A 23,956-nucleotide genomic window follows, 5' to 3' on the forward strand; every position below is an offset into this window, starting at 1 on the left:
TGATGACGCTGGAACAGACCTTACCCATCTGCATCGCCGGCACCTGGCGCCTGGGCGGCGGCGAACGCTACGCCAGCCACTATCCGGCAACTGGCGAGCCGGTCGCCTGGCTCAACGCCGCCAGCCTCGACGATGTCGAAGAAGCCGTGCAAGGCGCCCACCAGGCGTTCCTGCACAGTGGCTGGGCACAACGCAAGCCGCATGAACGCGCCGCCGTGCTGTACCGCATCGCCGAGCTGATCCGTGAGCGTGGCGAGGAGCTTGCCCAGTTGCAGCGCCAGGACAACGGTAAGCCGATCAGCGAAACCCGCGCCCTGGTCGCCAGCGCTGCAGGTACCTTCCAGTTCTTCGCCTCCGCTTGCGAAACCCTGGAAGAAACCATCACGCCATCGCGCGGCGACTTCGTCAGCATGAGCGTCCATGAGCCGATGGGTGTGGTGGCTGCCATTACCCCGTGGAACTCGCCGATTGCCAGCGAGGCCCAGAAGGTTGCCCCGGCCCTCGCCGCTGGCAACGCAGTGGTGATCAAGCCTGCCGAGATCACCCCGCTGCTGGCCCTGCAACTGGCGCAGATCTGCGAAGCAGCCGGCTTGCCGAAAGGCCTGATCAGCGTGCTGCCGGGCAAAGGCTCGGTGCTCGGCGACGCCTTGACCCAGCACCCGCTGATCAAGCGTGTGTCGTTCACTGGCGGCACCCGGACCGGTAAACACATTGCCCACATCGCCGCCGACAAAATGATGCCGGTGTCGCTGGAACTCGGTGGCAAGTCGCCAACCATCGTCCTCGAAGACGCCGACCTCGATCACGCCGTCGCCGGCGTGCTCTACGGCATCTTCAGCTCGTCGGGCGAAGCCTGCATTGCCGGCTCGCGGTTGTTCGTCGCCCGCCCTTTGTATGCCGAGTTCATGCAGCGTCTGGTTGCCGGGGCCGCCCGCCTGCGACGGGGCGCCCCGGCCGACGAATCCACGCAGATGGGCCCGCTGATTAGTGCCGCGCACCGCGCGTCGGTGGAGCGCTATGTGGCTTTGGGCCTGGCCGAGGGCGGTCGTCTGCTGCTCGGTGGCCAGCGTCCGGCCGGTGGCATTTTCGACCAGGGCTACTTCTACCCGCCAACCATTCTCGAAGGCCTGAACAACAGCCAGCAAACCTGCCAGGAAGAAATCTTCGGCCCGGTGCTGGTGGCAATGCCCTTCGACAGCGAAGAACAACTGATCGAGCAGGCCAACGACAGCCTCTATGCTCTCGCCGCAGGCATCTGGAGCCGTGACTACAAACGCGCCTGGGCCCTGGGCCGCAAGATCCAGGCCGGCACCGTGTGGATCAATACCTACAAACAGTTCTCCATTTCCACCCCGTTCGGCGGCTGGCGCGACAGCGGTCTGGGTCGTGAAAAGGGCCGCCTGGGGATCCTGCAGTACATGGAACAGAAAAGCCTCTACTGGGGCATGAATGAACAGCCGCTGGCCTGGGCCGGTGTGGAGGCACGAGCATGAGCGTATTGGGCATCGATGAAGTCACCTACGGCGTCGAAGACCTCGACACCTGCGTGCGCTTTTTCAGCGACTGGGGCCTGAGCAAGGTCAGCGAGCAGCCGGACGAAGTGATCTTCGAAACACTGAACGGCTGCCGCGTGGTGCTGGCAGACCTCAACAAAGCCGGCCTGCCGCCCGCCATCGAGCCAGGCTCGACCGTGCGCGAAGTGGTCTGGGGCGTGGAAAGCGCAGCCGACCTGGCCCTGTACAGCCAGCGCATCGTCAAAGACCCGGGCTTTGTCGAAGGCAACGGGCGTATCGGCTGCACCGACCCCAATGGCCTGGCGATCCGTTTGCAGGTCACCCGCAAGCGTCCCCTGGAGATTGAATGCAGCGGCCATAACACCTGGCAGACCAAGGGCCGGATCAACAAACCGGCGCCGGTCTACGAGCGCGCCACGCCCATCGAGGTCGGTCATGTGGTTTTCTTCGTCAAGGACGTGAATGCCTGCGAAGCCTTTTACCACGAGCGCTTTGGCTTCCAGGCCTCGGACCGCTATCCCAACCGCGGCGCCTTTCTGCGCACTGCCGAGGAAGGCGGCCACCACGATCTGTTCATGCTCCAGCTGCCGGCGCCACGGGCCGGCCTCAACCATGTCGCCTTTACCGTGCGCGACCTGCACGAAGTGTTCGGTGGCGGCATGCACATTTCGCGCAGAGGTTGGGCGACCGAGATCGGTCCGGGGCGCCATCCGGTGTCCTCGGCATTCTTCTGGTACTTCAAGAATCCGGCGGGTGCGCTGGTCGAGTACTACGCCGATGAAGACCAACTGACCGGTGAATGGCAGCCGCGTGAATTCGAGCCCGGTCCGACCGTGTTCGCCGAATGGGCGATTGCCGGTGGCATCGATGGCAACACCCGGCGCCAGCAACACGTCGAAGCGCCGCAAGGCAAATTCCTTACCGACAAACCGAAACCTTGAGCAGGAGTCGCCCATGTATTCGTTGAACATCGCCATCAACGGTGCCGGAATCGGCGGCCTCACCGCCGCCATCGCCCTGCACCAGGCCGGTCACACGGTAACGGTTTTCGAGCAGTCGAAAGCCTTCCTGCGGGTGGGCGCCGACATAAACCTCACCCCGAATGCCGTGCGCGCCCTCGACGGCCTCGGCGTCGGCCCGGCGGTGCGTATTCCGGCCGCACGCCCCACGCACCGCATCAGCCGGATGTGGGACAGCGGTGAAGAGACCTCGCGCCTGGAAATGGCCGATGCCGCCGAAAGCCAGTACGGCGCACCACAACTGACCATCCACCGCGCCGACTTGCTGGCGGCGCTGGCTGACGTATTCCCCCTGCAGAATGTGCAGTTCGGCAAGCGTGCCGAGCAGGTATTGCAGGACGCCAACGGTGTCGAACTGCGCTTCAAGGATGGCAGCCAGCATCGCGCCGACCTGCTGATTGGTGCCGACGGTATTCATTCGGTGGTGCGCAATGCGTTGTTCGGTACAGAGCAACCGCGCTTCACCGGCGTGGTGGCCTACCGCGCCGTGGTGCCGCTGAGCAAAGTGGCCCAGGTGCCGAACATCCAGGCCTTCACCAAATGGTGGGGACCGAACCCGCAGAGCCAGATCGTCACCTTCCCGCTGAACCAGGGCCGCGACATTTTCATTTTTGCCACCACCGCCCAGGACAGCTGGCACCTCGAATCCTGGACAACTGCAGGCGATGCCAGCGAGTTGCGCAGTCACTATCAGGACTTCCATGCCGACGCCCGCGCCCTGCTCGACGCCTGCGACGACGTGCTCAAGACCGCACTGTACGAACGTGATCCGCTGCCGTTCTGGTCACAAGGGGCGATCACCCTGCTCGGCGACGCCTGCCACCCGATGATGCCGTTCATGGCCCAAGGCGCCGGCCAGGCCATCGAGGACGCCGTGGTGCTGGCACGCCACCTCGAAGGTGTGAACACCACGGCGCAGATCGCCAGTGCCCTGCAGGGCTACCAGCAGGCACGCCTGGAGCGCACCAGCCAGATCCAGATCGGTTCGCGTGGCAACCAGTGGCTCAAGGCCGGTGGCAATGCCGACTGGGTCTACGGCTACGACGCCTGGACCGTACCCACCAGCCGTGCAGCCTGAGGCGATGAGCATGAGCGAATCCCTGCTGCTGACTGTTGTGCTCAAGCACGACCAGTCAAAGAACCTCGAACAGATCCAGGCGCACATGAAAACCATGGGCTGGTGGGACAGCTTTCCGCCCGAAGGTGTCGAGGTGGTGTCCTGGACCGTGGCCATGGGCCTCGGCCAGATCGTCACCCTGCGCCTGCCCCCGAGCCTGCTGAGCAAGGTCAATGTGGAACTGGAACGCGCCGCCTGGGGCGTGTTCCGCACCGAATGCTATCCGACGTACGACTTTGTCCCGGTCCGCGAAATGATCCGCGAACGGGTCCGCAATGGAGGTCAATGAGATGAACAACAGCGAACGCTACCTGGAGCCGCATCAGGCCCGCAAACGTGCCAATACCCAGTTCGAGGAACTGCTGGGCGACTCCATCGAGCGCGCCTATGGCAATGGCATCACTGAACTGCCAGCCCTGCTTGCGCACCTGAATCTGGCCGGCCCACCCTGCCCGCTGACCAGCGGCGAGTGGACCGAAGACTCCTACAAAACCCTGATGGCTCGGCTGGGCGCATGACCCGCCGGAGGTAAAAACAAGATGAATATGCAATTCACCGTCGACCCTGTTGAGAACCACCTGGCCAATGGCCTCAAAGACCTCTGGTTTCCGGTCCTGCCGTCGGATCTGCTCGGCGAAAAGCCGGTGTCGGTGCGACGCCTGGGCTACAAGATCGCCCTGTGGCGCGATAACGATGGCAGCGTGCATGCCCTCGAAGACCACTGCCCGCACCGTGGCGCCCCGCTGTCGCAGGGCCCGGTGCTGGGTGACCGCCTGCAGTGCCCGTACCATGGCGTCGAAGTGCGCTGCGACGGCACCGTGACCAAAGTGCCCGGCAGCCCCGGCTGTAAACTCGAAGGCAGCCGCCCGACGCGCATGTTCCACACCCGTGAGGCGGCCGGTGCGATCTTCCTTTTCAACGCCACCGACCCGCACCTGGACACGCCGCCCGAACTGGTGCTGCCCGAGCAGCTGACCTCACCCGAGTGGAGCAGCTTCCTCTGCTACACCGAGTGGAAAGGCGACTACCGCTACGTGCTCGACAACGTCATGGACCCGATGCACGGCACCTACCTGCACAAGATGTCGCACTCGATGAGCGAAGGCGAAGCCACCGCCAAATTCGTCACCCGCGACACCGACCAGGGTTTCTTCTTCGAGAAAGAGGGCCAGCGCGGGGTCAACTTCGACTGGACCGAATTCCTCGACAACGGCTGCCACTGGCTGCGCCTGGAAATCCCTTATCCAAAAACCGGCGGCCCGGGTGGCAACTTCACCATCATCGGCAGTTACACACCCAGCAGCCGCAGCCTCTCCGCCGTGTTCCACTGGCGCGCCCGGCCATTGACTGGCTGGCAGCGCGACACCTGGCGTTTCCTCTACAAGAACCGTCTGGAAGCACGCCACTGGGCCGTACTGGAACAGGACCGGGTGTTGCTTGAGTTCATGGAGGCCGACGCCAACCAGCGCGAAAACCTGTACCAGCATGACCTTGGTGTAGTGCGCCTGCGCCGCTACCTCAAGGGCAAGGCCAAGGAGCAGCTCGCGCTGATCGAAGCGAAGCAGCTGTCATGAGCCAGGCCGTGCAGCGTATTCAGGCACAGGCGGTACCCGAACTGGCCACGGCCAGCTGGTCCAACGCCCTGCTGCTCGGCAACGAACTGGTGATGTCCGGCATGACCGGGCATCCCGCCACACGTCAGGCGGCCGAAGCCGGCACCCCGCTCGGCGCCTATGAACAGACCCTGGTGGTACTGAACAAGGCGCTGGCGCTGGTCGAAGCGGCAGGCGGCCATATCGGCAATATCTACCGACTGACGGTGTACCTGACCCGCATTGCCGACAAGGACGAAGTCGGCCGAGCCCGTCGCGACTTCTTCGAAAGCCTGGCCTGCTACCCCACCTCCACCCTGGTTGAAGTGAGCGCTCTGGTGTTCCCGGAACTGGTGGTGGAAATCGAAGCCTGCGCCCGGCTCGACATAGACATGCGCACTGCGCCAACGAGGTGAATGATGTCCAACTCCTCTACCATCACGGCGCTGGTACACACCCTGCGCCACGAAGCCGAAGGCATTATCAGCGTCGAATTGCGCCCCTGGGGTGACACTGTGTTCGCGCCGTTCGAAGCCGGTTCACACATTGATCTGCACCTGCCCAACGGCCTGGTGCGCAGCTACTCGTTGCTCAATTCGCCAAGCGATCGTGGCCGTTATGTGGTCGGTATTCTGCGCGACCGCAACAGCCGCGGCGGCTCGGCGTTCGTCCATGAGCAGTTGCGCGTCGGTTCGCAATTGACCCTCTCGCAACCACGCAACAACTTTGCCCTCGACCCGCACGCCAGCCATAACGTGCTGGTCGCCGGCGGCATCGGCATCACACCGATCTACTGCATGTTCCGCCAGTTGCTGGCCCTGGGTAAGTCCGCCGAACTGATCTACTGCGCCCGTTCGCGCAAGGAAGCGGCCCTGCTCGAACAGCTCGGCGGCCTCGACGCCAAGGTGGTCTACCACTTCAACGACGAGAAAGGCAGCGTGCCGGACCTGGCCCGTTACCTCGCCGACCAGCCGCGTGATACCCACTTCTACTGCTGTGGCCCGACGCCGATGCTCGATGCCTTCGAAAGCACCTGCGAAAGCCTCGGCTATCCCCATGCGCACATCGAACGCTTTACCGCTGCCGAGTTGCCGCCATCGGAAGATGCCCAGGACAGCTACAGCGTCGAGCTGAAAAAAACCGGCAAGACGCTGAACATCGAACCGGGACTGAACCTGCTCGACGTACTGCTCGACGCCGGATGCGACATCGAATACAGCTGTCGTGAAGGCGTGTGCGGCTCTTGCGAAACCCGCGTGATCGATGGCGACATTGACCACCGCGACGGTGTGTTGACCAAGGCTGAACGGGCAGCGAACAAATCGATGATGGTCTGTGTGTCCGGCTGCAAGAGCCGGCGCCTGGTGCTTGATCTGTAACTGTTTTATCCGCATTGCACGCGCAATTGACCGGCACCCTGTGTGCCGGTTTTTATTGCCTGGTTATTCACTCATAAAACACGTCACGCGCCATTAACGTACCTTGTGCAATTAAACCGCACTGCAATTGCACACGCCTGTTACTTAACCCCCTGACCGTTTCACCCACGGCACAACTTTACTTGTTTCAAATATAAATAATTGTTCTATATGGGATTTTTATAACTTCCGTGCAAACTTTCGCACTGGCACAGTTCCTGCTCTTACCTAATCGGCTTCAACCATTGAACAACGAACCACCTATAAAACAATAAACGTCCACTCCCTTTAGCCGCGTGCGTGCCATTGCTGATTCCTCGTTAACGCCTTGTTCCAGGCGGCGGACAGCTGTTGCCCACAGAAATGGCTCAACCTTGCGGGGCAATGATATGAACAAGTACGTGGTAAGTCTGGGCCTGATCCTTGGTAGTTGCGTAAGCTTCGCTTCCGAACCTGGCCCGGCCGCCCCCGATCAGCCGCCAGCGGTAAAAAAGCCGTTCCCCCATATCGCCTGGCGCAGCGATGATGGCCAAAGCTCGCTGGATATCGGCGGCGCCTTGCGGGTGAACTACCGGGATGAACATTGGGACACCACCGAAAACAACGGGCGCTTTCTGTTCGACACCTTTCGCATCGATGTCCAGGCCACCCACAAGCAACTGTTCAGCGATGTCGGCTACTGGTTCCAGGACGACGGCAAGCGCTCCATCGACCGCGGTTATGTCGGCTACCGCTTCAGCCCCAATGCCAACCTGCAGCTGGGCGCACCGTTCAAACCCTTCGGCCTTGAACCTTACCCGCAGTTTGGCTGGAGCTACCACATCCCGTTTTTCATGGGCTATGGCGTCAGCGCCGGCACGGGCCTGAAGTACAGCTACAAGGACAAGGACTGGGACCTGCAACTGGGTTACTTCCCGCGCATGTTGCCCAGCGGCATTCGCTACTCGCCGGAAGTCGGCCGCTATGCCGACCTGGACGACAACGCGGTTGCCTTTACCCAGTCGCGTCAGGACAACGAAAAGCGTAACCAGGTCAACGCGCGGGTCGCCCGGACGTTTACCGGCGATGGCTGGAAAACCGAAATTGGCGCGTCGCTGGCCGCAGCCGAACTCTACAACGCCACCACCCGCGATGACGGCGACTACTGGGCAGGCGGTGTGCACGCCATCGTCAATGCCGGGCCGTGGACGGTGACCAGCCAGGCCATTCGCTACGAGTTCGACCCGAAGAACCCCGACGGCGTCAGCAACGACTCGGTACTGATGGGCGGCAACGGCCTGACCCCGGCGTTCCTGATCGCCTCCAAGGCGACGATTGGCTCGCTCAACCTCGGCTACGACATCTTCACCCCCAGCCTGGGACAACTGAAGAAGGTCAAGCTGTACACCGACTACAGCCGAATGATGAAAGACAAGAGCGGCTGGGACGACTCGCAGATGTTCACCGTCGGCGCGCAGTTCCTCGCCATGCCGATCATGGCCTGGGTCGACTTTACCTGGGCGAAGAACGCCAACCCCTTCGGTGGCGCCGAAAACGGTACCGGCTGGACCAGTACCAGTTCCGTCGGCAGCAACGACTGGTACTACCGCACCAATATCAACATCGGCTATTACTTCTGAAACAACGCCGCCCGGCTACGGCTGGGCGGCGATGCAACCTAGTCGGCCTGAAGCTGTGCCGCGGGTTGTGCTGGTTTGCGGAACACGAACAGCAGCCCGATCACGATCAGGCCCATGCCCAGCAGGCTAAGCGCCGCCAAACGGTTACCGAAGATCAGGTAGTCCATGACCGCCGTCACCGCCGGCACCAGGTAGAACAGGCTCGTGACGTTGACCAGGTTGCCACGGGCGATCAGCCGATACAGCAGCAATGTCGCCAGCAGCGAAACCACCAATCCCATCCACAGCAAGGCGCCGATAAAGCTGCCGGTCAGCTCGACGTGCAGCGGTTGCAATGGCGCGAACAGCGCACACATCAACAACCCGGCGATGTACTGCAACGGCAAGGTGCCCATGGGATTGCTGGTGATGCGCTTTTGCATGATCGAGCCAAAGGTCATGCTGGCCAGCGCCAACAGGGCAAAGAGCATCCCCGTCAGGGAAACCCCGCCCAGGTTGATGCTTTGGTACACCACCATGATCAACCCGCTCAACCCCAGCCCCAGGCCGAACAGCCGGCTCCAGGAGCGCTGACGCTCCATCACCATCACGGTGAGGATGGGTTGCACGCCCATGACCGTGGCCATGACACCGGGGGTGACCTGGGTGTTCAGCGCCAGCAGGTAGAAGATCTGATAGGCGCCGAGCAGCACACAGCCGGTGGCCAGCGCCTGCAGCACCCCCGCCCGCCCGCGCGGCCAGCGCAGCTTGAGCAATGGCGCAAGCAGCAACAGGCCGCCCAGCGCCAGGGCCGAGCGCAGCAGCAGGAATGCAAAGGGACTGGCGTGGGCAAGCCCCAGCTTGGAGACGATCGCCCCGCTACTCCAGAGCAGGACGAACAGGCTGGTGGTGGCCGCCGAGGCCACGGATTCTTTCGAGAGAGCAAACATGAGTGCCACCTGTAATTCGGGCAGATAAGCCGAACGGTGCTGCCTGCTGGAGGCAGCCAACCGTATTCAGTAGGGTGCAGGTATGACGGGACGCAGCGGTTGGCCGCTTAGCCCAGCACTACCACGCCTGGTGGTGCGACAACGCACACAACCACGCTACTGACAGGTGGTGGGTAGTGACTGATCATGGCCGGCTGCTGAGACCCACGCACGACTACCACCGCGTCGGGCGCGGTAGCGAATACAGTGCTGAGTGGGGAAGCTGGCATGAGCAGGTCTTCGGTGAGGTGAACTGGGGCTGACTATAGCCAGCCCGGCTGGCCGTTTCAAGTAACAGATCGCCTGTAGGCGCGAAGCTTGCTCGCGAAGAACAATGACGCATCACCGACGCACCATAGTGTCTGCTTCGCGGGCAAGCCTCGCTCCTGCGGCCTGAAACCTCAGAACAACCAGTGGTACAGCAGGTAGGCAACCAGCACTGCCAGCACCGGGCGCAGTACCCGATAAGCCTTTGGGTTGGCCCGCTTGAACTGTTTGACCCGGCTGCTGATCACATTGCTGAAACGCTTGCTCCAGGCATAGGCCTGGTTGATCCCGCCGACACGCTCGTCGTCGGTGTTCTGCGGTGCGGTTGCACGGCCGAGGAATGCGCTGACGCTGCGGTTGATGCGGGTCATCAGCGAGCTGGTGAGCGGACGCTCGACATCGCAGAACAAAATCACCCGCGTGGTCTCGGTCTCGTTCTTCACCCAGTGCACATAGGTTTCGTCGAACATCACGTCTTCACCGTCGCGCCAGGCATATACCTGACCGTCGACGTAGATGCGGCAGTCGTCGGAATTGGGTGTCGACAGCCCCAGGTGGTAACGCAGGGAACCGGCAAACGGATCGCGGTGCGGGTTGAGGTGACTGCCACCGGGCAACAAGGCAAACATCGCACCTTTCACGTTGGGAATGCTGTTGACCAGTTCGACGGTCTTGGGGCAAAGCACCTCAGCCGAAGGCAAGGGTTTGTCGTACCACTTCAGGTAGAAACGCTTCCAGCCCTTCTTGAAGAACGAACCGAAACCGGCGTCGTTGTCTTTCTCGGCAGCGCGGATGTACCCCTCGTCGAACAGGTGCATGGCCTCTTCACGGATGGCTTGCCAGTTGTCTTTGAGCACATCGAGTTCGGGAAAGCGCGTGCGGTCCAGGTAGGGCTTGGACGGCACCCCGGAGAACAGGTACATCAGCGCGTTATACGGCGCAAACAACGCCGAATGGTTAACGAACTGACGCAACATTGGCAAACGTGCCTTGCCGCGCAGGTGCACATACAGCGTGCTGCCGAAAAACAGCAACAAAACACCTGCCTTGGCGACAAAGGAAAAGGTCATGCAACACTCCTTGGAATTTCGATCTGGCCATCGCTGCCGGATTAATCGGGCATCATAAACCCATCCGGCCCCGGTAAAAACTACCGGGGCCAGCATTCTGTCTTAAGGATTGTGCAACAAAGCCCGGCGCTGATTATTGCCCTTGATCAGCCCCAGGGCGCTTTACTGCTGGTTCTCCTGCTCAGTGAACAGGTCGCTGAAGAGCATGCTCGACAGGTAGCGCTCACCGGAGTCAGGCAGGATCACCACGATGGTCTTGCCCTGCATTTCCGGCTTTTCAGCCAGACGCACGGCTGCCGCCATGGCCGCACCACAGGAAATCCCGCAAAGAATCCCCTCCTCCTGCATCAGGCGCAGGGCCATGGCCTTGGACTCTTCGTCGCTGACCCGCTCGACCTGGTCGACCAGCGACAGGTCGAGGTTTTTCGGGACAAAACCTGCACCGATACCCTGGATTTTGTGCGGGCTCGGTTTGATTTCCTCACCGGCCAGGGCCTGGGTAATGACTGGCGAAACGCTCGGCTCGACCGCCACCGAGAGGATCGCCTTGCCCTGGGTCTGCTTGATGTAGCGCGATACTCCGGTGATGGTGCCGCCGGTGCCGACGCCAGCCACCAGCACATCGACGGCACCGTCGGTGTCGTTCCAGATTTCCGGCCCGGTGGTCTTTTCATGAATCGCCGGGTTGGCCGGGTTATCGAACTGGGCCGGCATGAAGTACTTGGCCGGGTCGCTGGCGACAATTTCACCGGCTTTTTCGATGGCACCTTTCATGCCCTTGGCCGGCTCGGTCAGCACCAGCTCGGCACCCAGGGCCTTGAGGACCTTACGGCGTTCGATGCTCATCGAGGCCGGCATGGTCAGTTGCAGCTTGTAACCGCGGGCCGCCGCAACAAACGCCAGACCAATACCGGTGTTGCCCGACGTAGGCTCGACGATGGTCATGCCCGGCTTGAGTTTGCCGCTGCTTTCAGCGTCCCAGATCATGTTGGCACCAATCCGGCATTTGACCGAGTAACCCGGGTTACGCCCTTCGATCTTGGCCAGGATGGTCACACCGCGTGGGGCGATGCGGTTGATCTGGACCAGCGGCGTGTTGCCGATGGAGTGCGCGTTGTCAGCAAAGATACGGCTCATGACAGGGGTCCTTTTGGCACCGGTGCGGAAAACTTCAAGGGTAAGCCCGACGCACCGATGCGTCCACATGCAGCGAACCCACACCCGCTACCGGGGTCAACCGATCTATAGCCACTTGCACAGGTTTCGCCGATGAAACGCCGCTATCGCTGGCCCCTGTGGGGGCTGCTGGGAGTGCTCCTGCTACTGGTTTGCCTGCACCTGGCGCTGCCCCTGCTGGTGCGTGACTACCTCAATGACAAACTGGCCGACATGGGTGATTACCGCGGGCAGGTAACCGATGTCGACCTGGCCTGGTGGCGTGGCGCCTACACCATCAATGGCTTGAACATCGTCAAGACCACCGGCAAGGTGCCCGTGCCTTTCCTCGAGGCGCCGCTGATCGACCTGTCGGTCAGCTGGCGTTCGCTGTGGTACGACCATGCGGTGGTCGCCGAAGTGGACTTTGTGCGCCCCCAGCTGAATTTCGTCGATGGCGGCACCCGGCAGGCCTCCCAGACCGGCCGGGGCACCGACTGGCGCCAGCAGCTGGAAAAGCTGCTCCCCATCACCCTCAACGAAGTCCGTATCGACAACGGCACCCTGACCTTTCGCAACTTCACCTCCAAGCCCCCGGTCAACCTCAAGGCAACACGCCTGGATGCCAGCATCCGTAACCTGACCAATGTCCAGGACCTCAAGGGCCGCCGCGACGCGCGCTTTGAAGGCAAGGCCCGGCTGCTGGGGGATGCCAGCGTGGAAAGCAACGCCACCTTCGACCCGTTCAGCGACTTTGACGATTTCCAGTTCCGCCTGCGCGCCACCGGTATCCAGCTGCGCCAGCTCAACGACTTTGCCAGTGCCTACGGCAAGTTCGACTTCAATGCCGGCCATGGTGACCTGGTGATCGAGGCCGAAGCGCAACAGGGCCGGCTGCATGGCTACATCAAGCCACTGTTGCGCGACGTTGACGTGTTCAACTGGCAGCAGGACGTCAAGAACGAAGACAAAGGCTTTTTTCGCTCGATCTGGGAGGCGCTGGTCGGCGGCGGCGAGACGGTGCTGAAAAATCAGCGCAAGAACCAGTTTGCCACCCGCGTGGAGCTGAGCGGCAGCGTGCATAAAAGCGATATCAGCGCCTTCGAGGCGTTCCTGCAAATACTGCGCAATGGCTTTATCCAGGCCTTCAACGCACGCTACGAGCAACCGCCGCCCAAGTCTGACTGAGTCATGGCGTGACGCTCCATTCAGAGACTGAATGGAGCGTCTGCGTTCCCACTCGGCCGATGGCCGCGTTATAGTCGTGCATGACAATTTTCCGCCAGGGGCCATGTATCCCCGGCGCTACGTTAGAGGATCGGTTCATGAAGTTCGAAGGCACCCGCGCATACGTCGCCACAGACGACCTGAAACTGGCGGTCAACGCGGCGATCACCCTGGAGCGACCGTTGCTGGTCAAGGGCGAGCCGGGCACCGGCAAGACCATGCTGGCCGAGCAACTGGCCGAATCCTTTGGCGCCAAGCTGATCACCTGGCACATCAAATCGACCACCAAAGCCCACCAGGGGCTCTACGAGTACGATGCGGTCAGCCGCCTGCGTGACTCGCAGCTGGGCGTCGACAAAGTCCACGACGTGCGCAACTACCTGAAGAAAGGCAAGCTCTGGGAAGCGTTCGAATCCGAAGAACGCGTGATTCTGCTGATCGACGAAATCGACAAGGCCGACATCGAGTTCCCCAACGACCTGTTGCAGGAACTCGACAAGATGGAGTTCTACGTTTACGAGACCGACGAGACGATCAAGGCCAAGCAGCGTCCGATCATCATCATTACCTCGAACAACGAAAAAGAACTGCCGGACGCCTTCCTGCGCCGCTGCTTCTTCCACTACATCGCCTTCCCGGATCGCGACACCCTGCAGAAGATCGTCGACGTGCACTACCCGAACATCAAGAAAGACCTGGTCAGCGAAGCGCTGGACGTGTTCTTCGATGTGCGCAAGGTGCCGGGCCTGAAGAAAAAGCCGTCCACCTCCGAGCTGGTCGACTGGCTGAAGTTGCTGATGGCCGACAACATCGGCGAAGCCGTGCTGCGTGAACGCGATCCGACCAAGGCCATCCCGCCGCTGGCCGGCGCCCTGGTGAAAAACGAACAGGACGTGCAATTGCTCGAGCGCCTGGCTTTCATGAGCCGTCGCGGTAATCGCTGAGCCCGGGGGCAATTGCCATGCTGCTCAATCTGTTCAACGAAATGCGCGCGGCCAAGGTGCCGGTGTCGGTACGCGAGCTGCTTGACCTGCTCAATGCACTCAAGCAACGCGTCACCTTCGCCGACATGGACGAGTTCTACTATTTGTCGCGGGCGATCCTGGTCAAGGACGAACGGCATTTCGACAAGTTCGACCGGGCCTTCTCCGCCTACTTCAAGGGCCTTGAGAACCTCAACCAGCACCTCGAAGCGCTGATTCCCGAAGACTGGCTGCGCAAGGAGTTCGAGCGTTCGCTGACCGACGAGGAGCGCGCGCAGATCCAGTCCCTGGGAGGCCTGGACAAACTGATCGAAGAGTTCAAGAAGCGCCTGGAAGAGCAGAAGGAACGCCATGCCGGCGGCAACAAGTGGATCGGCACCGGCGGCACCAGCCCGTTCGGTTCGGGCGGCTACAACCCTGAAGGCATTCGCGTCGGTGACGCCGGCAAGCGCCAGGGCAAGGCGGTCAAGGTCTGGGACCAGCGTGAGTACAAGAACCTCGACGACCAGGTCGAACTGGGTACACGCAATATCAAGCTGGCCCTGCGCCGGCTGCGCAAGTTTGCCCGCCAGGGTGCCGCCGAAGAGCTGGATATCGACGGCACCATCGACCACACCGCGCGCGACGCCGGCCTGCTCAACATCCAGATGCGCCCCGAGCGGCGCAACAGCGTCAAGTTGCTGCTGCTGTTCGACATCGGCGGCTCGATGGACGCCCACGTGAAGATTTGCGAAGAGCTGTTCTCGGCCTGCAAAACCGAGTTCAAGCACCTTGAGTACTACTACTTCCACAACTTCGTCTACGAGTCGGTGTGGAAGAACAACATGCGCCGCACCTCGGAACGCACCTCGACCATGGACCTGCTGCACAAGTACGGCGCCGACTACAAAGTGGTGTTCGTCGGCGACGCGGCCATGGCGCCTTACGAGATCACCCAGCCGGGCGGTAGCGTCGAGCACTGGAACGAGGAAGCCGGTTACGTGTGGATGCAGCGCTTCATGGAGAAGTACAAGAAGCTCATCTGGATCAACCCGTACCCGAAGGACACCTGGGGCTACACCGCGTCGACCAACATCGTGCGCGAGCTGGTCGAAGACCGGATGTTCCCGTTGACCTTGCGGGGTCTGGAAGAAGGGATGCGGTTTTTGTCCAAGTAACCGTAGGAGCCAGGCTTGCCGGCGAACCAGGCGCTGCGGTGTACCTGCTACACCGCATTATCGTTGTCCGCGGGCAAGCCTCGCTCCTACGCGCAGATCAGGCCACAAACCGCTGTAGGAATGTCCGCTGTTGCTGCCAGGCCGTTTCCTGCACCACCGGTTTGAAACGCACCACACTTCCCGGCAGCAACTGCGCCAGACGCGCCAGCGCCAACGGCGTCAACGCGCCCAGCCGTGGATAGCCACCGATGGTCTGGCGATCATTGAGCAACACGATCGGCTGCCCATCCGGCGGTACCTGTACGGCCCCCAGCGGAATCCCCTCGGAGATCATCGGCGCGCCCTGATACTGCAAGGCCGGACCCAGCAAGCGCATGCCCATGCGGTCGGCGCGGCTGTCGAGGGTCCAATCGCGGTTGAACGCTTCAAACAGGCTCTGGCCGCTGAAGTCGCCGATCTGCGCCCCCAGCCCCAGATCGAGTGCACTGCTGTCAGCGAAGTCGGGGCGCAATGCCTCGGGTACTGTTTTCAATGCTGGCGCAGCACCGTCGTACGCCAACGGTTGCCCCTTGGCCAACGCCGAACCCAGACCATCCAGCCCGCCCAGTTCCTCGCGCACCACACTCGCGCAACTGCCCAGCACCTGCGGCGCCGCAAAGCCGCCTGGCGCGGCCAGATACGCCCGCGCGCCCTGCACGGGTTGATTCAGGCGCAGACGCTGGCCCCGGTTCAGGGTAAAGCTGGACCACGGCTTGAGGGGCTCGCCGTCGATCCGCGCATCCAGATCGGCCCCGGCCAGCGCCAGGCAGCAATCGTCCTCGGCAACCAGGCTGAAACCGCCCAGGGTGATTTCCACCACCGCTGCCTCGGCAGGATTGCCCAGCAGCCAGTTGGCCCAGCGCATCGAAACCCAGTCCAGTGCCCCGCCCTGGGTCACGCCCAGGTGGCGCACGCCAAATCGGCCGGTGTCCTGCAGCAGGCACAGCGGCGTGCTGGCTTCAATCGACAAGCGGCTCATGCCAAGGCCTCCAGCGGAGTATCGTCGCCGCCCAGGTTGATGAAAGTGGCGTGATCCACAGCCACGAAACGCACCCGGTCACCCGGTTGCAGCAGGCTGTAGCCGTCACGCTCACGGTCGAAGAGTTTGCTCGGGGTGCGGCCGATCAGGTTCCAGCCGCCGGGCGACACCGCAGGGTAAGCGGCGGTCTGGCGCTCGGCGATACCGACGCTGCCGGCCGCCCCGCGGTTGCGTGGCGTCGCCAGGCGCGGCGCGGCCAAAGCTTCTTCGACCAGGCCCATGAACGCAAAGCCAGGCGCGAAGCCCAGGGCGAATACCTGATACTCGCGTTCACTGTGACGGCGCACGATATCGGCCACCGAGGTAGCACAGCGTTCGGCCAGCAGGGCCAGTTCCGGGCCGACGCTCAGGTCGTACCACACCGGAATCTCGTGCTGACGGCCGCCGCTGCCGTTGTCCGGTCGCAGGTTTTCCAGCGCCTCACGCACCAGGGTGCGGGCCTGCTCCGGTGACAGGTGCAGCAGGTCGAAATGCACCATGGCCGTGGTGTAGGACGGCACCAGGTCGATCAGCCGCTCGCCGAACACGGCGCGCAAACGCTGGCTGGCCGCCAGCATCCACGGCATGTTGGCTTCATCGATGGCGTCGAACAGGCGCACCATCAGGCAGTCGATGGCCACTGTTTCAATGCGGTAGTTCATGACGTCACCAGCGCATCGAGGGCCTGGCGAATCTGCTGCACGGCGGCTACCGAGCTGTCGTTGTCACCGTGCACGCACAAGGTGTGTGCCTGCAGACAGAGCTCGCTGCCGTCCGAAGCAATCAGTGCCTCGCCACGGGCCAGGCGCAACGCCTGATCGACGATCACCGCCGGGTCGTGATGCACCGCACCCGGCAGGCGTCGCGACACCAGGTGACCGGCGGCATCGTAGGCGCGATCAGCAAAGGCCTCGAACCACAAGGTAACCCCGTACTCATCGCCCAGGGCCTGGGCGGCGCGGTTGTCGGCCGTGGCCATGAGCATCAGCGGCAGTTGCCGGTCATAGCTGGCCACGGCTTCCAGTACCGCCCGCAGTTTGAGCGGGTCGGCCATCATGTCGTTGTACAGCGCGCCATGGGGTTTTACGTAGGCGACCCGGGTGCCTTGCGTCCGGCAGATGCCGTCCAGGGCACCGATCTGGTAATGCAGCAGGTCGCGGATTTCCTCGGCGCTGCAGGCCATGGAACGGCGGCCGAAGCCGGCCAGGTCCTGGTAAGCCGGATGGGCGCCGATCCGCACATTGCTGGCGACGGCCAGGGCCACGGTCTTGCGCATGATGCCCGGGTCTCCGGCATGGAAACCGCAGGCGATGTTGGCGCAATCTACAAAGGGCATGACCTGGGCATCCAGGCCCATGGTCCAGCTGCCGAAACTCTCACCCATGTCGCAATTCAGTAGCAGGCGGCTCACGTCTGTAACTCCTTCAGGCTTGGCCTTAACGGGCTTCTAGTTCTTTGCCACGGGTTTCCGGCAGGCTCAACGCGGCCAGGATCACCACCCCGTAGGACACCGCTGCAAATGCGCCGATACCCAGGCCCAGCGGCACCTTCTGGCTGAGCATACCGATCAGCAGCGGGAAAAGCGCCGCCAGGGCTCGCCCGATGTTGTAGCAGAAGCCCTGCCCCGAGCCACGGATGCGCGTGGGAAACAGCTCGGTGAGAAACGCCCCCATGCCGCTGAAGATACCTGAAGCGAAAAAGCCCAGGGGGAAGCCCAGCCAGAGCATCACGCTATTGCTGACCTGCATCTGGGTGTACAGCAGGACGATGATGAACGAGCCCACGGCGAACAGGATGAAGTTCTTTTTGCGCCCCAGCAGGTCGGTCAGGTAGGCACTGATCACGTAGCCTACATAGGAGCCGAAGATCACCATGGCCAGGTAGCCACCGGTGCCGAGCACGCTCAGGCCGCGCTCGTTCTTGAGGAAAGTCGGCAGCCAGGAGGTGATCGCGTAGTAACCGCCCAGCGCGCCGGTGGTCAGCAGCGAAGCTCGAATCGTGGTGAAGAGCATGCCCGGGGCAAAAATTTCATAGAAATGCGACGGCGCTGCGGTCTTTTCCGCCGCCTTGGCCTGGCGGTAGATTTCCGGGTCCTTGACCAGGCGACGAACGAAAATCACGAACACTGCCGGCACGATGCCCAGCAGGAACAGCGCGCGCCACGCGTCTTCCGGCGGCAGCCAGGAAAACAGCACGGCGTACAGGATTGCCGTCAGGCCCCAGCCAATGGCCCAGCCCGACTGCACCATGCCCACCGCCTTGCCGCGGTCCTTGGCGCGGATGACTTCACCGATCAGCACCGCACCGGCGGTCCATTCACCGCCAAAGCCGAAACCCATCAGGGTGCGGGCGATCAACAATTGTTCGTAGTTCTGTGCAAAACCGCAGAGGAAGGTGAAAAACGCGAACCACAGCACCGTCAGTTGCAAGGTGCGCACCCGGCCGATTCGGTCAGAGAGGATACCGGCGATCCAGCCGCCCAGGGCCGAGGCAATCAGGGTGCTGGTGTGGATCAGGCCGGCTTCGGCGGTGGTGATGCCCCACAGGGCAATCAGGGTGGGGATGACGAAGCTGAGCATCTGGGTGTCCATGCCATCCAGACCGTAACCGATCTTGCAGCTCCAGAACGTCCGTCGTTCCTGCTTGTTGATGTTACGGTACCAGTCAAAGGGCCCCGCCACTGTCCTGGCTTCGACCTGTTGCTGCACGCCCGATGGGTTCATGGTTGCCTCAGCTTGTTGGTATTGTTTTAAAGGCGGCGATCTTTGTCGCAACCGTGACCGATATTTTTCGATGGGCGCGCAACGACGTCCAACGAGAAAAACCAGCGGTCTGGCATAAGAAAAAATTGATCAGTGAGCACAGCATGAACCTCAAGTTCCTCGAAACCTTCGTCTGGGTCGCCCGGCTCAAGAGCTTTCGCCTGACTGCCGAAAAGCTCTTCACCACCCAGGCCTCGATTTCCAGCCGCATCGCGGCGCTGGAGAACGATCTTGGGGTCAAGCTGCTGGTGCGTGACTCGCGGGGCGTCAGCCTGACACCTGAGGGCAGCAAGGTGCTGGAGTACGCCGAGCAGATGCTCGACACCGCCAGGGCGCTCAAGCAATCGCTGGACAGCGACCGGGCGAAAGTCGGTCGTGTGCGTCTTGGGGTGATGGACACGGTGATCCATACCTGGATGAGCCCGCTGGTGGCCGAGTTGATGGAGCGTTACCCCCAGGTTGAAATCGAACTGGTCGCCGATACCGCGCTCAACTTGCGCGAACAGCTGCAAAAAGGCTTCCTGGACGTGATCCTGCAAACCGACCTGCTGCGCCAGGAATCCATCCGCAGCCTGGACCTGGCGCGCTACCCCATGGGCTGGATTGTCGCCAGCCAGTCGATCTACAACCGCGACTATGCCTCGCTCGGCGAACTGGCGCGTGAGCGCATCGTGACCTTTTCCAAAAACTCCAGGCCGCACCAGGAAGTACTCAGCCTGCTTCAGGCCGAAGGCGTCAGCGCGCCGCGCCTGAACTGCGTGAACTCGGTCGCGGCGATCACACGCCTGTTGCGTGACGGTTTCGGAATCGGCGCCCTGCCGCCGGCACTGGTCAGTGAAGAGCTGGCGCGGGGCGAACTGACCCAACTGGCGCTGGTGCCGCAGCCACCGAGCCTGGAGCTGGTAGTAGCCTGGCAGACCGGTGTGGAGCTGGTCGATGAAGTGGTGGCGCTGTGCCGCAATGTACTTGAGCGCTACGCCGCCAATGCCGGGCCCGAGCGGATCAAGCTGGTCTAGCGCCAGCTCTCCGTCACCGCCTTGCGCCGCCCGCCAAGTACCACCCAGCCCAGCAGCACCAGCAGGCTTTCTACCAGCGTTGCCAGCAGCAACGCGCAACTCAGGCCCCAGGCCAGCGCCTCGGGCTTGAGCAATATCTGGTAGCTGTAGCCCTTGAGCGTTTCTTCCCGCAGCTGGCTGTCGGCGTTCGCCAATACGTGCCAGGTACGCGTGAGCCATGGCCCCTGAAGCGCCTGCCACTCACGCTCGAACAGCTGGTTGCGGATCAACAGGCTTTCAATGCTGTTGGCATCGCTGTTGAACACCGGGTCGTCACTGCTGCGGTAATGTCGTACCAGTGCCTGCAGATCGCCCTTGAAGAAACGTTGCGCCGTTGCCTCGAAGCCTTTGAGGCCCTCGCGGGACTCCAGCAGGTGCGCCTCGACCCGCTGGCTGTAGGCATCGATCAGCCCCGGTACCTGAACCCCCACCAGCAAGCCGAAGGTGAACAGCAGCAAACGCAGGTAACTTCTGAACATGGGCTATTCCTTAGCATTGACCTTGGGTGATGCATTCACCGCGGCGCCACAGCCCCCATTGGCCGGGCTCATAGCGCAGCCAGGTTTCGTTCTCGGTCAGCGCCTCGGTGGCAATCACCGTAACCACGTCGTTGGGCGTGGTTTCGGCCTGGAAGTCGACGATCATGTCGACGTCCTTCAGGCGAGCCGGCCCGAACGGCGCGCGACGGGTGATGTGCACAAGCTTGGTCGAGCAGAAGCAGAACAGCCAGTCGCCGTCGCTAAGCAGGCAATTGAACACGCCCTTGCCGCGGTACTGGGCACAGGCCTCGACCAGTACTGGCAGCAACGCTTCAATTTCAACCGGCTCCGGGAACGCCTCGCGCACGCGGTTGAGCAGGTCGCAGAAAGCCGCTTCGCTGTCGGTGTCGCCGACCGGCCGGTAGAACGTGGCCTGGCCCTTGAACTCGCCCAACTGGCCGTTATGGGCAAAACACCAGTTGCGCCCCCACAGCTCGCGCACAAAGGGGTGGGTATTGGACAGGCAGACCTTGCCGACATTGGCCTGGCGAATGTGGCCGATCACCACTTCGCTTTTGATCGGGTAGCGCTGAACCAGGTTGGCCACTTCCGACTCGCAGCTTGCTGCCGGATCCTGAAACAGGCGCAGCCCGCGGCCCTCATAAAAGCCGATACCCCAGCCATCACGGTGCGGACCGGTGCGCCCGCCGCGCTGCATCAGCCCGGTGAAGCTGAAAACGATGTCGGTTGGCACGTTGGCGCTCATGCCCAGTAGTTCACACATGCTTGACTGCTCCCGGGCAAATCCTACAAGCGCGGCTCGACCCGCGAACGGTTGCCGCCCTGGGGTGCTGGCGGCGGGTTGCGATAGCGGTCACGACCGTCGGCGGCGAATTCCTCGTCGGCCGGCGCCTCTTCAGTGTCGCGCTTTGCAGCGGCTTCTGCCTGTTCGCGGCGCACCCGTGCGCGTTTCTCCAGCGGCCAGCGCACGGCCACGAAGACCCCGTACAGGACAAAGGCGATCATGCCGTACATGGCAAGGTCGGCAGCGGCGCGCAATTCGTTGTTGCCGACCTTGAACAGCAGGTCGAGGGCACCGACGGCAATGGCCGGCGCGAACAGGTCCTTGGCGGGGTCAACGATGGTCGGGGTAAACAGCAAAATTGCCATTACCACCCGCAGTGGCTCGCGCAACCAGCGCCACATCCAGCTGGTCAGGCGAAAGCCCACGGCCAGGCACCCCAGGGCAGCCAGGGCGTAAAGGCCCCAAGCGAGCAGATAGTCGTTCTCGGTCATGGTGTCCGTGGCAAGCTAGGCAAATAGACGCTTATGATAAACACATTTGAGCGCGCAGGCGCCCCCCAGCCAAGAGATCCCCCCGCATGTCCGCAGACGCTACTGCTCCCCGCGCCCCGATTGCCCACGTCGCCGAAGGGGCTGACCCTTATGCCTGGCTCCAGGCTCGCGACACCCCCGAGGTGATTGCCTACCTGAACGCCGAGAACGCCTGGCAGGAAGCGCAACTGGCCGATCAGGCAGCGCTGCGCGAGCAACTGTTCGAAGAGATCAGGGGCCGGATCCTGGAAACCGACCTGTCGCTGCCCTCGCCCTGGGGCCCGTACCTTTACTACAGCCGCACCACCGCCGGTGAAGAGTACCCGCGCCATTACCGCTGCGCACGGCCGGCCGATGACAGCAACAGCGTCGACGAAACCAGCGAAGAACTGCTGCTGGACCCCAACCAGCTGGCCAACGGCGGCTTTCTGTCCCTGGGCGCCTTCAACATCAGCCCCGACCATCAGCGCCTGGCCTACAGCCTGGATACCAGTGGCGACGAGGTCTACACCCTGTACGTCAAGGACCTGGCCAGCGGCGCCATCGACACCCTGCCGTTCGAGGACTGCGACGGCAGCATGACCTGGGCCAACGACAACCAGACGCTGTTTTTCGCCGAACTGGACGACACCCACCGCCCGCACAAGCTGCTGCGCCATCGCCTGGGCAGCGGTGTTGCCGAAACGGTGTACGAGGAGACCGACGGACGGTTTTTCCTGCATTGCTACCGCGCCAGCTCTGAACGCCAGCTGATCCTGCTGCTGAACAGCAAAACCACCAGCGAAGCCTGGGTGCTCGATGCCGAGCGTCCCGGGGATGATTTCACCTGCCTGGCGCCTCGCGTCGAAGGGCATGAATACTTCCCTGATCACGGCCAGCTGGACGGTCAGTGGCGCTGGTTCATCCGCACCAACCAGGACGGCATCAACTTCGCCCTCTATCAGGCCGACGCCGACCAGGTACCGCGCCGCGAACACTGGCAACTGCTGGTAGCGCACCGCGACACGGTGATGCTCGAAGGCCTTACCCTGAATGCCAGCGCCCTGACCCTGAGCCTGCGTGAAGGCGGGCTGCCGATCATCGAAGTGCATCCGCAGGGACTGGCGGCCTATCGCGTTGAGCTGCCGGACGCTGCCTATAGCCTGTACGTGCAAGACAGCCTGGAATTTGTCAGCACCCGCATCCGCCTGCGTTACCAGTCGCTGAACCGTCCGGCCCAGGTGCGCCAGCTTGAACTGGACAACGGCGCCCAGCAGGTACTCAAGGAAACCCCGGTGCTCGGCCCGTTCGACCCGGACGCTTATGTCAGCCAGCGGCTGTGGGCCACAGCAGGCGACGGCACCCAGGTGCCGATCAGCCTGGTACAGCGCCGCAGCGACCTGGGCAAGCCGGTGCCGTTGTACCTGTACGGCTACGGCGCCTATGGCGAAAGCCTCGACCCGTGGTTCTCCCATGCGCGCCTGAGTCTGCTCGATCGCGGTGTGGCGTTTGCCATCGCCCACGTACGCGGCGGCGGCGAGCTCGGCGAAGCCTGGTACCGGGCGGGCAAGCAGGAACACAAGCACAACACCTTCAGCGACTTCATCGCCTGTGCCGAGCACCTGATCGCTCAAGGCGTTACCCGCGCCGACCAGCTGGCGATCAGTGGCGGCAGTGCCGGCGGCCTGCTGATTGGTGCGGTGCTCAACCAGCGCCCTGACCTGTTCAAGGCGGCGATTGCCGAAGTGCCGTTCGTCGATGTCCTCAACACCATGCTCGACCCGGACCTGCCGTTGACCGTCACCGAGTACGACGAGTGGGGCAACCCTGAAGAGCCTGAGGTGTACGAGCGCATCAAGGCCTACGCGCCCTACGAGAACGTCAAGGCCCAGGCCTACCCGGCCCTGCTGGTAGTGGCCGGCTACAACGACAGCCGCGTGCAGTACTGGGAAGCCGCCAAATGGGTCGCCCGCTTGCGGGTAACCAAGACCGACGACAACCTGCTGCTGCTCAAGACCGAAATGGGCGCCGGCCATGGTGGCATGAGCGGACGCTACCAAGGGCTGCGTGATGTGGCGCTGGAATATGCCTTCGTCTTTAAAGTGCTGGGGTTGGTGTAAATCGGGATTTTTGTTGTCTGACCCATCGCCAGCAAGCCGGCTCCTACGAAGGACGTAGGAGCC

Annotated in this window: 24 protein-coding genes; 14 read left to right on the plus strand and 10 right to left on the minus strand. The window is 62.5% G+C overall.

Features of this window, described 5'->3' with window-relative positions; translation table 11 throughout:
- Positions 1–2 precede the first annotated feature (2 nt).
- From I5S59_RS17855 to I5S59_RS17895, 9 genes are all read left to right on the plus strand, one after another.
- The gene (locus I5S59_RS17855) at positions 3–1,493 is read left to right on the plus strand and encodes an aldehyde dehydrogenase (protein WP_197877788.1); all 1,491 of its coding nucleotides are present in this window, start codon (positions 3–5) and stop codon (positions 1,491–1,493) included.
- Positions 1,490–2,455 (plus strand): VOC family protein, encoded by a 966-nt coding sequence (locus I5S59_RS17860; protein ID WP_197877789.1) that lies wholly within the window; start codon positions 1,490–1,492, stop codon positions 2,453–2,455. Before I5S59_RS17855 ends, I5S59_RS17860 begins: the two co-directional genes overlap by 4 nt.
- A gap of 13 nt (positions 2,456–2,468) precedes the next feature.
- On the plus strand, positions 2,469–3,611 hold the full coding sequence (locus I5S59_RS17865; protein ID WP_197877790.1) for an FAD-dependent monooxygenase: 1,143 nt from the start codon (positions 2,469–2,471) through the stop codon (positions 3,609–3,611).
- Positions 3,612–3,621: 10 nt separating this feature from the next.
- Positions 3,622–3,939, plus strand: a complete 318-nt coding sequence (locus I5S59_RS17870) for a hypothetical protein (RefSeq protein WP_197877791.1) — start codon at positions 3,622–3,624, stop codon at positions 3,937–3,939.
- 1 nt (position 3,940) lies between these two features.
- Entirely contained in the window at positions 3,941–4,168 is a 228-nt protein-coding gene (locus I5S59_RS17875) for a recombinase-like helix-turn-helix domain-containing protein (RefSeq protein WP_197877792.1), read from the plus strand.
- A gap of 21 nt (positions 4,169–4,189) precedes the next feature.
- Positions 4,190–5,224, plus strand: coding sequence for an aromatic ring-hydroxylating oxygenase subunit alpha (locus tag I5S59_RS17880; RefSeq protein ID WP_197877793.1), 1,035 nt, complete (start codon positions 4,190–4,192; stop codon positions 5,222–5,224).
- The gene (locus tag I5S59_RS17885) at positions 5,221–5,658 is read left to right on the plus strand and encodes a Rid family hydrolase (protein WP_197877794.1); all 438 of its coding nucleotides are present in this window, start codon (positions 5,221–5,223) and stop codon (positions 5,656–5,658) included. Before I5S59_RS17880 ends, I5S59_RS17885 begins: the two co-directional genes overlap by 4 nt.
- Positions 5,659–5,661: 3 nt before the next feature.
- Positions 5,662–6,621 (plus strand): PDR/VanB family oxidoreductase, encoded by a 960-nt coding sequence (locus tag I5S59_RS17890; protein WP_197877795.1) that lies wholly within the window; start codon positions 5,662–5,664, stop codon positions 6,619–6,621.
- A gap of 428 nt (positions 6,622–7,049) precedes the next feature.
- Positions 7,050–8,279 (plus strand): hypothetical protein, encoded by a 1,230-nt coding sequence (locus I5S59_RS17895; RefSeq protein ID WP_197877796.1) that lies wholly within the window; start codon positions 7,050–7,052, stop codon positions 8,277–8,279.
- A gap of 38 nt (positions 8,280–8,317) precedes the next feature.
- Here I5S59_RS17895 and I5S59_RS17900 read toward each other — a convergent pair whose 3' ends face one another.
- From I5S59_RS17900 to cysK, 3 genes are all read right to left on the minus strand, one after another.
- Complete coding sequence (locus I5S59_RS17900; protein WP_197877797.1) at positions 8,318–9,208, minus strand: DMT family transporter; 891 nt, start codon at positions 9,206–9,208, stop codon at positions 8,318–8,320.
- A gap of 440 nt (positions 9,209–9,648) precedes the next feature.
- Positions 9,649–10,584, minus strand: coding sequence for an aspartyl/asparaginyl beta-hydroxylase domain-containing protein (locus tag I5S59_RS17905; RefSeq protein WP_197877798.1), 936 nt, complete (start codon positions 10,582–10,584; stop codon positions 9,649–9,651).
- Between the two features lie 162 nt (positions 10,585–10,746).
- Positions 10,747–11,721: a cysteine synthase A gene (cysK, locus tag I5S59_RS17910; RefSeq protein ID WP_197877799.1), complete on the minus strand. Its 975-nt coding sequence runs from the start codon at positions 11,719–11,721 to the stop codon at positions 10,747–10,749.
- A gap of 132 nt (positions 11,722–11,853) precedes the next feature.
- On the opposite strand from cysK, the gene I5S59_RS17915 reads away from it, so the two are divergent.
- The 3 genes from I5S59_RS17915 (at position 11,854) to I5S59_RS17925 (ending at position 15,106) form a co-directional block, all read left to right on the plus strand.
- Complete coding sequence (locus tag I5S59_RS17915; RefSeq protein WP_197877800.1) at positions 11,854–12,927, plus strand: DUF748 domain-containing protein; 1,074 nt, start codon at positions 11,854–11,856, stop codon at positions 12,925–12,927.
- Between the two features lie 137 nt (positions 12,928–13,064).
- Positions 13,065–13,910 (plus strand): AAA family ATPase, encoded by an 846-nt coding sequence (locus I5S59_RS17920; protein ID WP_028943141.1) that lies wholly within the window; start codon positions 13,065–13,067, stop codon positions 13,908–13,910.
- Between the two features lie 17 nt (positions 13,911–13,927).
- Positions 13,928–15,106, plus strand: coding sequence for a vWA domain-containing protein (locus I5S59_RS17925; RefSeq protein WP_128322312.1), 1,179 nt, complete (start codon positions 13,928–13,930; stop codon positions 15,104–15,106).
- A gap of 97 nt (positions 15,107–15,203) precedes the next feature.
- On the opposite strand, the gene I5S59_RS17930 is transcribed toward I5S59_RS17925, so the two are convergent.
- The 4 genes from I5S59_RS17930 to I5S59_RS17945 are packed head-to-tail and all read right to left on the minus strand — an operon-like array spanning position 15,204 to position 18,886.
- A complete protein-coding gene (locus I5S59_RS17930) occupies positions 15,204–16,124 on the minus strand; it encodes a biotin-dependent carboxyltransferase family protein (RefSeq protein WP_197877801.1) in 921 nt (306 codons plus the stop codon).
- Entirely contained in the window at positions 16,121–16,825 is a 705-nt protein-coding gene (pxpB, locus tag I5S59_RS17935; protein ID WP_197877802.1) for a 5-oxoprolinase subunit PxpB, read from the minus strand. The genes I5S59_RS17930 and pxpB overlap by 4 nt, the downstream gene beginning before the upstream one ends.
- Positions 16,822–17,574: a 5-oxoprolinase subunit PxpA gene (locus tag I5S59_RS17940; protein WP_197877803.1), complete on the minus strand. Its 753-nt coding sequence runs from the start codon at positions 17,572–17,574 to the stop codon at positions 16,822–16,824. The genes pxpB and I5S59_RS17940 overlap by 4 nt, the downstream gene beginning before the upstream one ends.
- A 25-nt stretch (positions 17,575–17,599) precedes the next feature.
- Positions 17,600–18,886: an MFS transporter gene (locus I5S59_RS17945; protein WP_197877804.1), complete on the minus strand. Its 1,287-nt coding sequence runs from the start codon at positions 18,884–18,886 to the stop codon at positions 17,600–17,602.
- A 143-nt stretch (positions 18,887–19,029) separates the two neighbouring features.
- Here I5S59_RS17945 and I5S59_RS17950 point away from each other — a divergent pair, with 143 nt between their 5' ends.
- Positions 19,030–19,941 (plus strand): LysR family transcriptional regulator, encoded by a 912-nt coding sequence (locus I5S59_RS17950; RefSeq protein WP_197877805.1) that lies wholly within the window; start codon positions 19,030–19,032, stop codon positions 19,939–19,941.
- Here I5S59_RS17950 and I5S59_RS17955 read toward each other — a convergent pair.
- From I5S59_RS17955 to I5S59_RS17965, 3 genes are read right to left on the minus strand one after another with little or no spacing between them, the layout of a single operon-like run.
- The gene (locus I5S59_RS17955; RefSeq protein ID WP_197877806.1) at positions 19,938–20,459 is read right to left on the minus strand and encodes a DUF2937 family protein; all 522 of its coding nucleotides are present in this window, start codon (positions 20,457–20,459) and stop codon (positions 19,938–19,940) included. The two genes, I5S59_RS17950 and I5S59_RS17955, sit on opposite strands and share 4 nt — an antisense overlap.
- 10 nt (positions 20,460–20,469) lie before the next feature.
- Entirely contained in the window at positions 20,470–21,243 is a 774-nt protein-coding gene (locus I5S59_RS17960) for a class II glutamine amidotransferase (RefSeq protein WP_197877807.1), read from the minus strand.
- Positions 21,244–21,266: 23 nt separating this feature from the next.
- Entirely contained in the window at positions 21,267–21,755 is a 489-nt protein-coding gene (locus tag I5S59_RS17965; RefSeq protein WP_197877808.1) for an MFS transporter, read from the minus strand.
- Between the two features lie 86 nt (positions 21,756–21,841).
- Here I5S59_RS17965 and I5S59_RS17970 point away from each other — a divergent pair, with 86 nt between their 5' ends.
- A complete protein-coding gene (locus I5S59_RS17970) occupies positions 21,842–23,893 on the plus strand; it encodes a S9 family peptidase (protein WP_197877809.1) in 2,052 nt (683 codons plus the stop codon).
- The last annotated feature ends 63 nt before the right edge of the window (positions 23,894–23,956 follow it).

It is taken from the genome of Pseudomonas alkylphenolica, assembly GCF_016009175.1.
GTDB classification, from domain to species: domain Bacteria; phylum Pseudomonadota; class Gammaproteobacteria; order Pseudomonadales; family Pseudomonadaceae; genus Aquipseudomonas; species Aquipseudomonas alkylphenolica_B.

What these genes read in the sequence shown, in the direction of transcription:
- I5S59_RS17855 (WP_197877788.1), top strand. Translation starts at nt 3, where the DNA reads ATGACGCTGGAACAGACCTTACCCATCTGCATCGCCGGCACCTGGCGC.
- I5S59_RS17860 (WP_197877789.1), top strand. Translation starts at nt 1,490, where the DNA reads ATGAGCGTATTGGGCATCGATGAAGTCACCTACGGCGTCGAAGACCTC.
- I5S59_RS17865 (WP_197877790.1), top strand. Translation starts at nt 2,469, where the DNA reads ATGTATTCGTTGAACATCGCCATCAACGGTGCCGGAATCGGCGGCCTC.
- I5S59_RS17870 (WP_197877791.1), top strand. Translation starts at nt 3,622, where the DNA reads ATGAGCGAATCCCTGCTGCTGACTGTTGTGCTCAAGCACGACCAGTCA.
- I5S59_RS17875 (WP_197877792.1), top strand. Translation starts at nt 3,941, where the DNA reads ATGAACAACAGCGAACGCTACCTGGAGCCGCATCAGGCCCGCAAACGT.
- I5S59_RS17880 (WP_197877793.1), top strand. Translation starts at nt 4,190, where the DNA reads ATGAATATGCAATTCACCGTCGACCCTGTTGAGAACCACCTGGCCAAT.
- I5S59_RS17885 (WP_197877794.1), top strand. Translation starts at nt 5,221, where the DNA reads ATGAGCCAGGCCGTGCAGCGTATTCAGGCACAGGCGGTACCCGAACTG.
- I5S59_RS17890 (WP_197877795.1), top strand. Translation starts at nt 5,662, where the DNA reads ATGTCCAACTCCTCTACCATCACGGCGCTGGTACACACCCTGCGCCAC.
- I5S59_RS17895 (WP_197877796.1), top strand. Translation starts at nt 7,050, where the DNA reads ATGAACAAGTACGTGGTAAGTCTGGGCCTGATCCTTGGTAGTTGCGTA.
- I5S59_RS17900 (WP_197877797.1), bottom strand. Translation starts at nt 9,208, where the DNA reads ATGTTTGCTCTCTCGAAAGAATCCGTGGCCTCGGCGGCCACCACCAGC.
- I5S59_RS17905 (WP_197877798.1), bottom strand. Translation starts at nt 10,584, where the DNA reads ATGACCTTTTCCTTTGTCGCCAAGGCAGGTGTTTTGTTGCTGTTTTTC.
- cysK (WP_197877799.1), bottom strand. Translation starts at nt 11,721, where the DNA reads ATGAGCCGTATCTTTGCTGACAACGCGCACTCCATCGGCAACACGCCG.
- I5S59_RS17915 (WP_197877800.1), top strand. Translation starts at nt 11,854, where the DNA reads ATGAAACGCCGCTATCGCTGGCCCCTGTGGGGGCTGCTGGGAGTGCTC.
- I5S59_RS17920 (WP_028943141.1), top strand. Translation starts at nt 13,065, where the DNA reads ATGAAGTTCGAAGGCACCCGCGCATACGTCGCCACAGACGACCTGAAA.
- I5S59_RS17925 (WP_128322312.1), top strand. Translation starts at nt 13,928, where the DNA reads ATGCTGCTCAATCTGTTCAACGAAATGCGCGCGGCCAAGGTGCCGGTG.
- I5S59_RS17930 (WP_197877801.1), bottom strand. Translation starts at nt 16,124, where the DNA reads ATGAGCCGCTTGTCGATTGAAGCCAGCACGCCGCTGTGCCTGCTGCAG.
- pxpB (WP_197877802.1), bottom strand. Translation starts at nt 16,825, where the DNA reads ATGAACTACCGCATTGAAACAGTGGCCATCGACTGCCTGATGGTGCGC.
- I5S59_RS17945 (WP_197877804.1), bottom strand. Translation starts at nt 18,886, where the DNA reads ATGAACCCATCGGGCGTGCAGCAACAGGTCGAAGCCAGGACAGTGGCG.
- I5S59_RS17950 (WP_197877805.1), top strand. Translation starts at nt 19,030, where the DNA reads ATGAACCTCAAGTTCCTCGAAACCTTCGTCTGGGTCGCCCGGCTCAAG.
- I5S59_RS17955 (WP_197877806.1), bottom strand. Translation starts at nt 20,459, where the DNA reads ATGTTCAGAAGTTACCTGCGTTTGCTGCTGTTCACCTTCGGCTTGCTG.
- I5S59_RS17960 (WP_197877807.1), bottom strand. Translation starts at nt 21,243, where the DNA reads ATGTGTGAACTACTGGGCATGAGCGCCAACGTGCCAACCGACATCGTT.
- I5S59_RS17965 (WP_197877808.1), bottom strand. Translation starts at nt 21,755, where the DNA reads ATGACCGAGAACGACTATCTGCTCGCTTGGGGCCTTTACGCCCTGGCT.
- I5S59_RS17970 (WP_197877809.1), top strand. Translation starts at nt 21,842, where the DNA reads ATGTCCGCAGACGCTACTGCTCCCCGCGCCCCGATTGCCCACGTCGCC.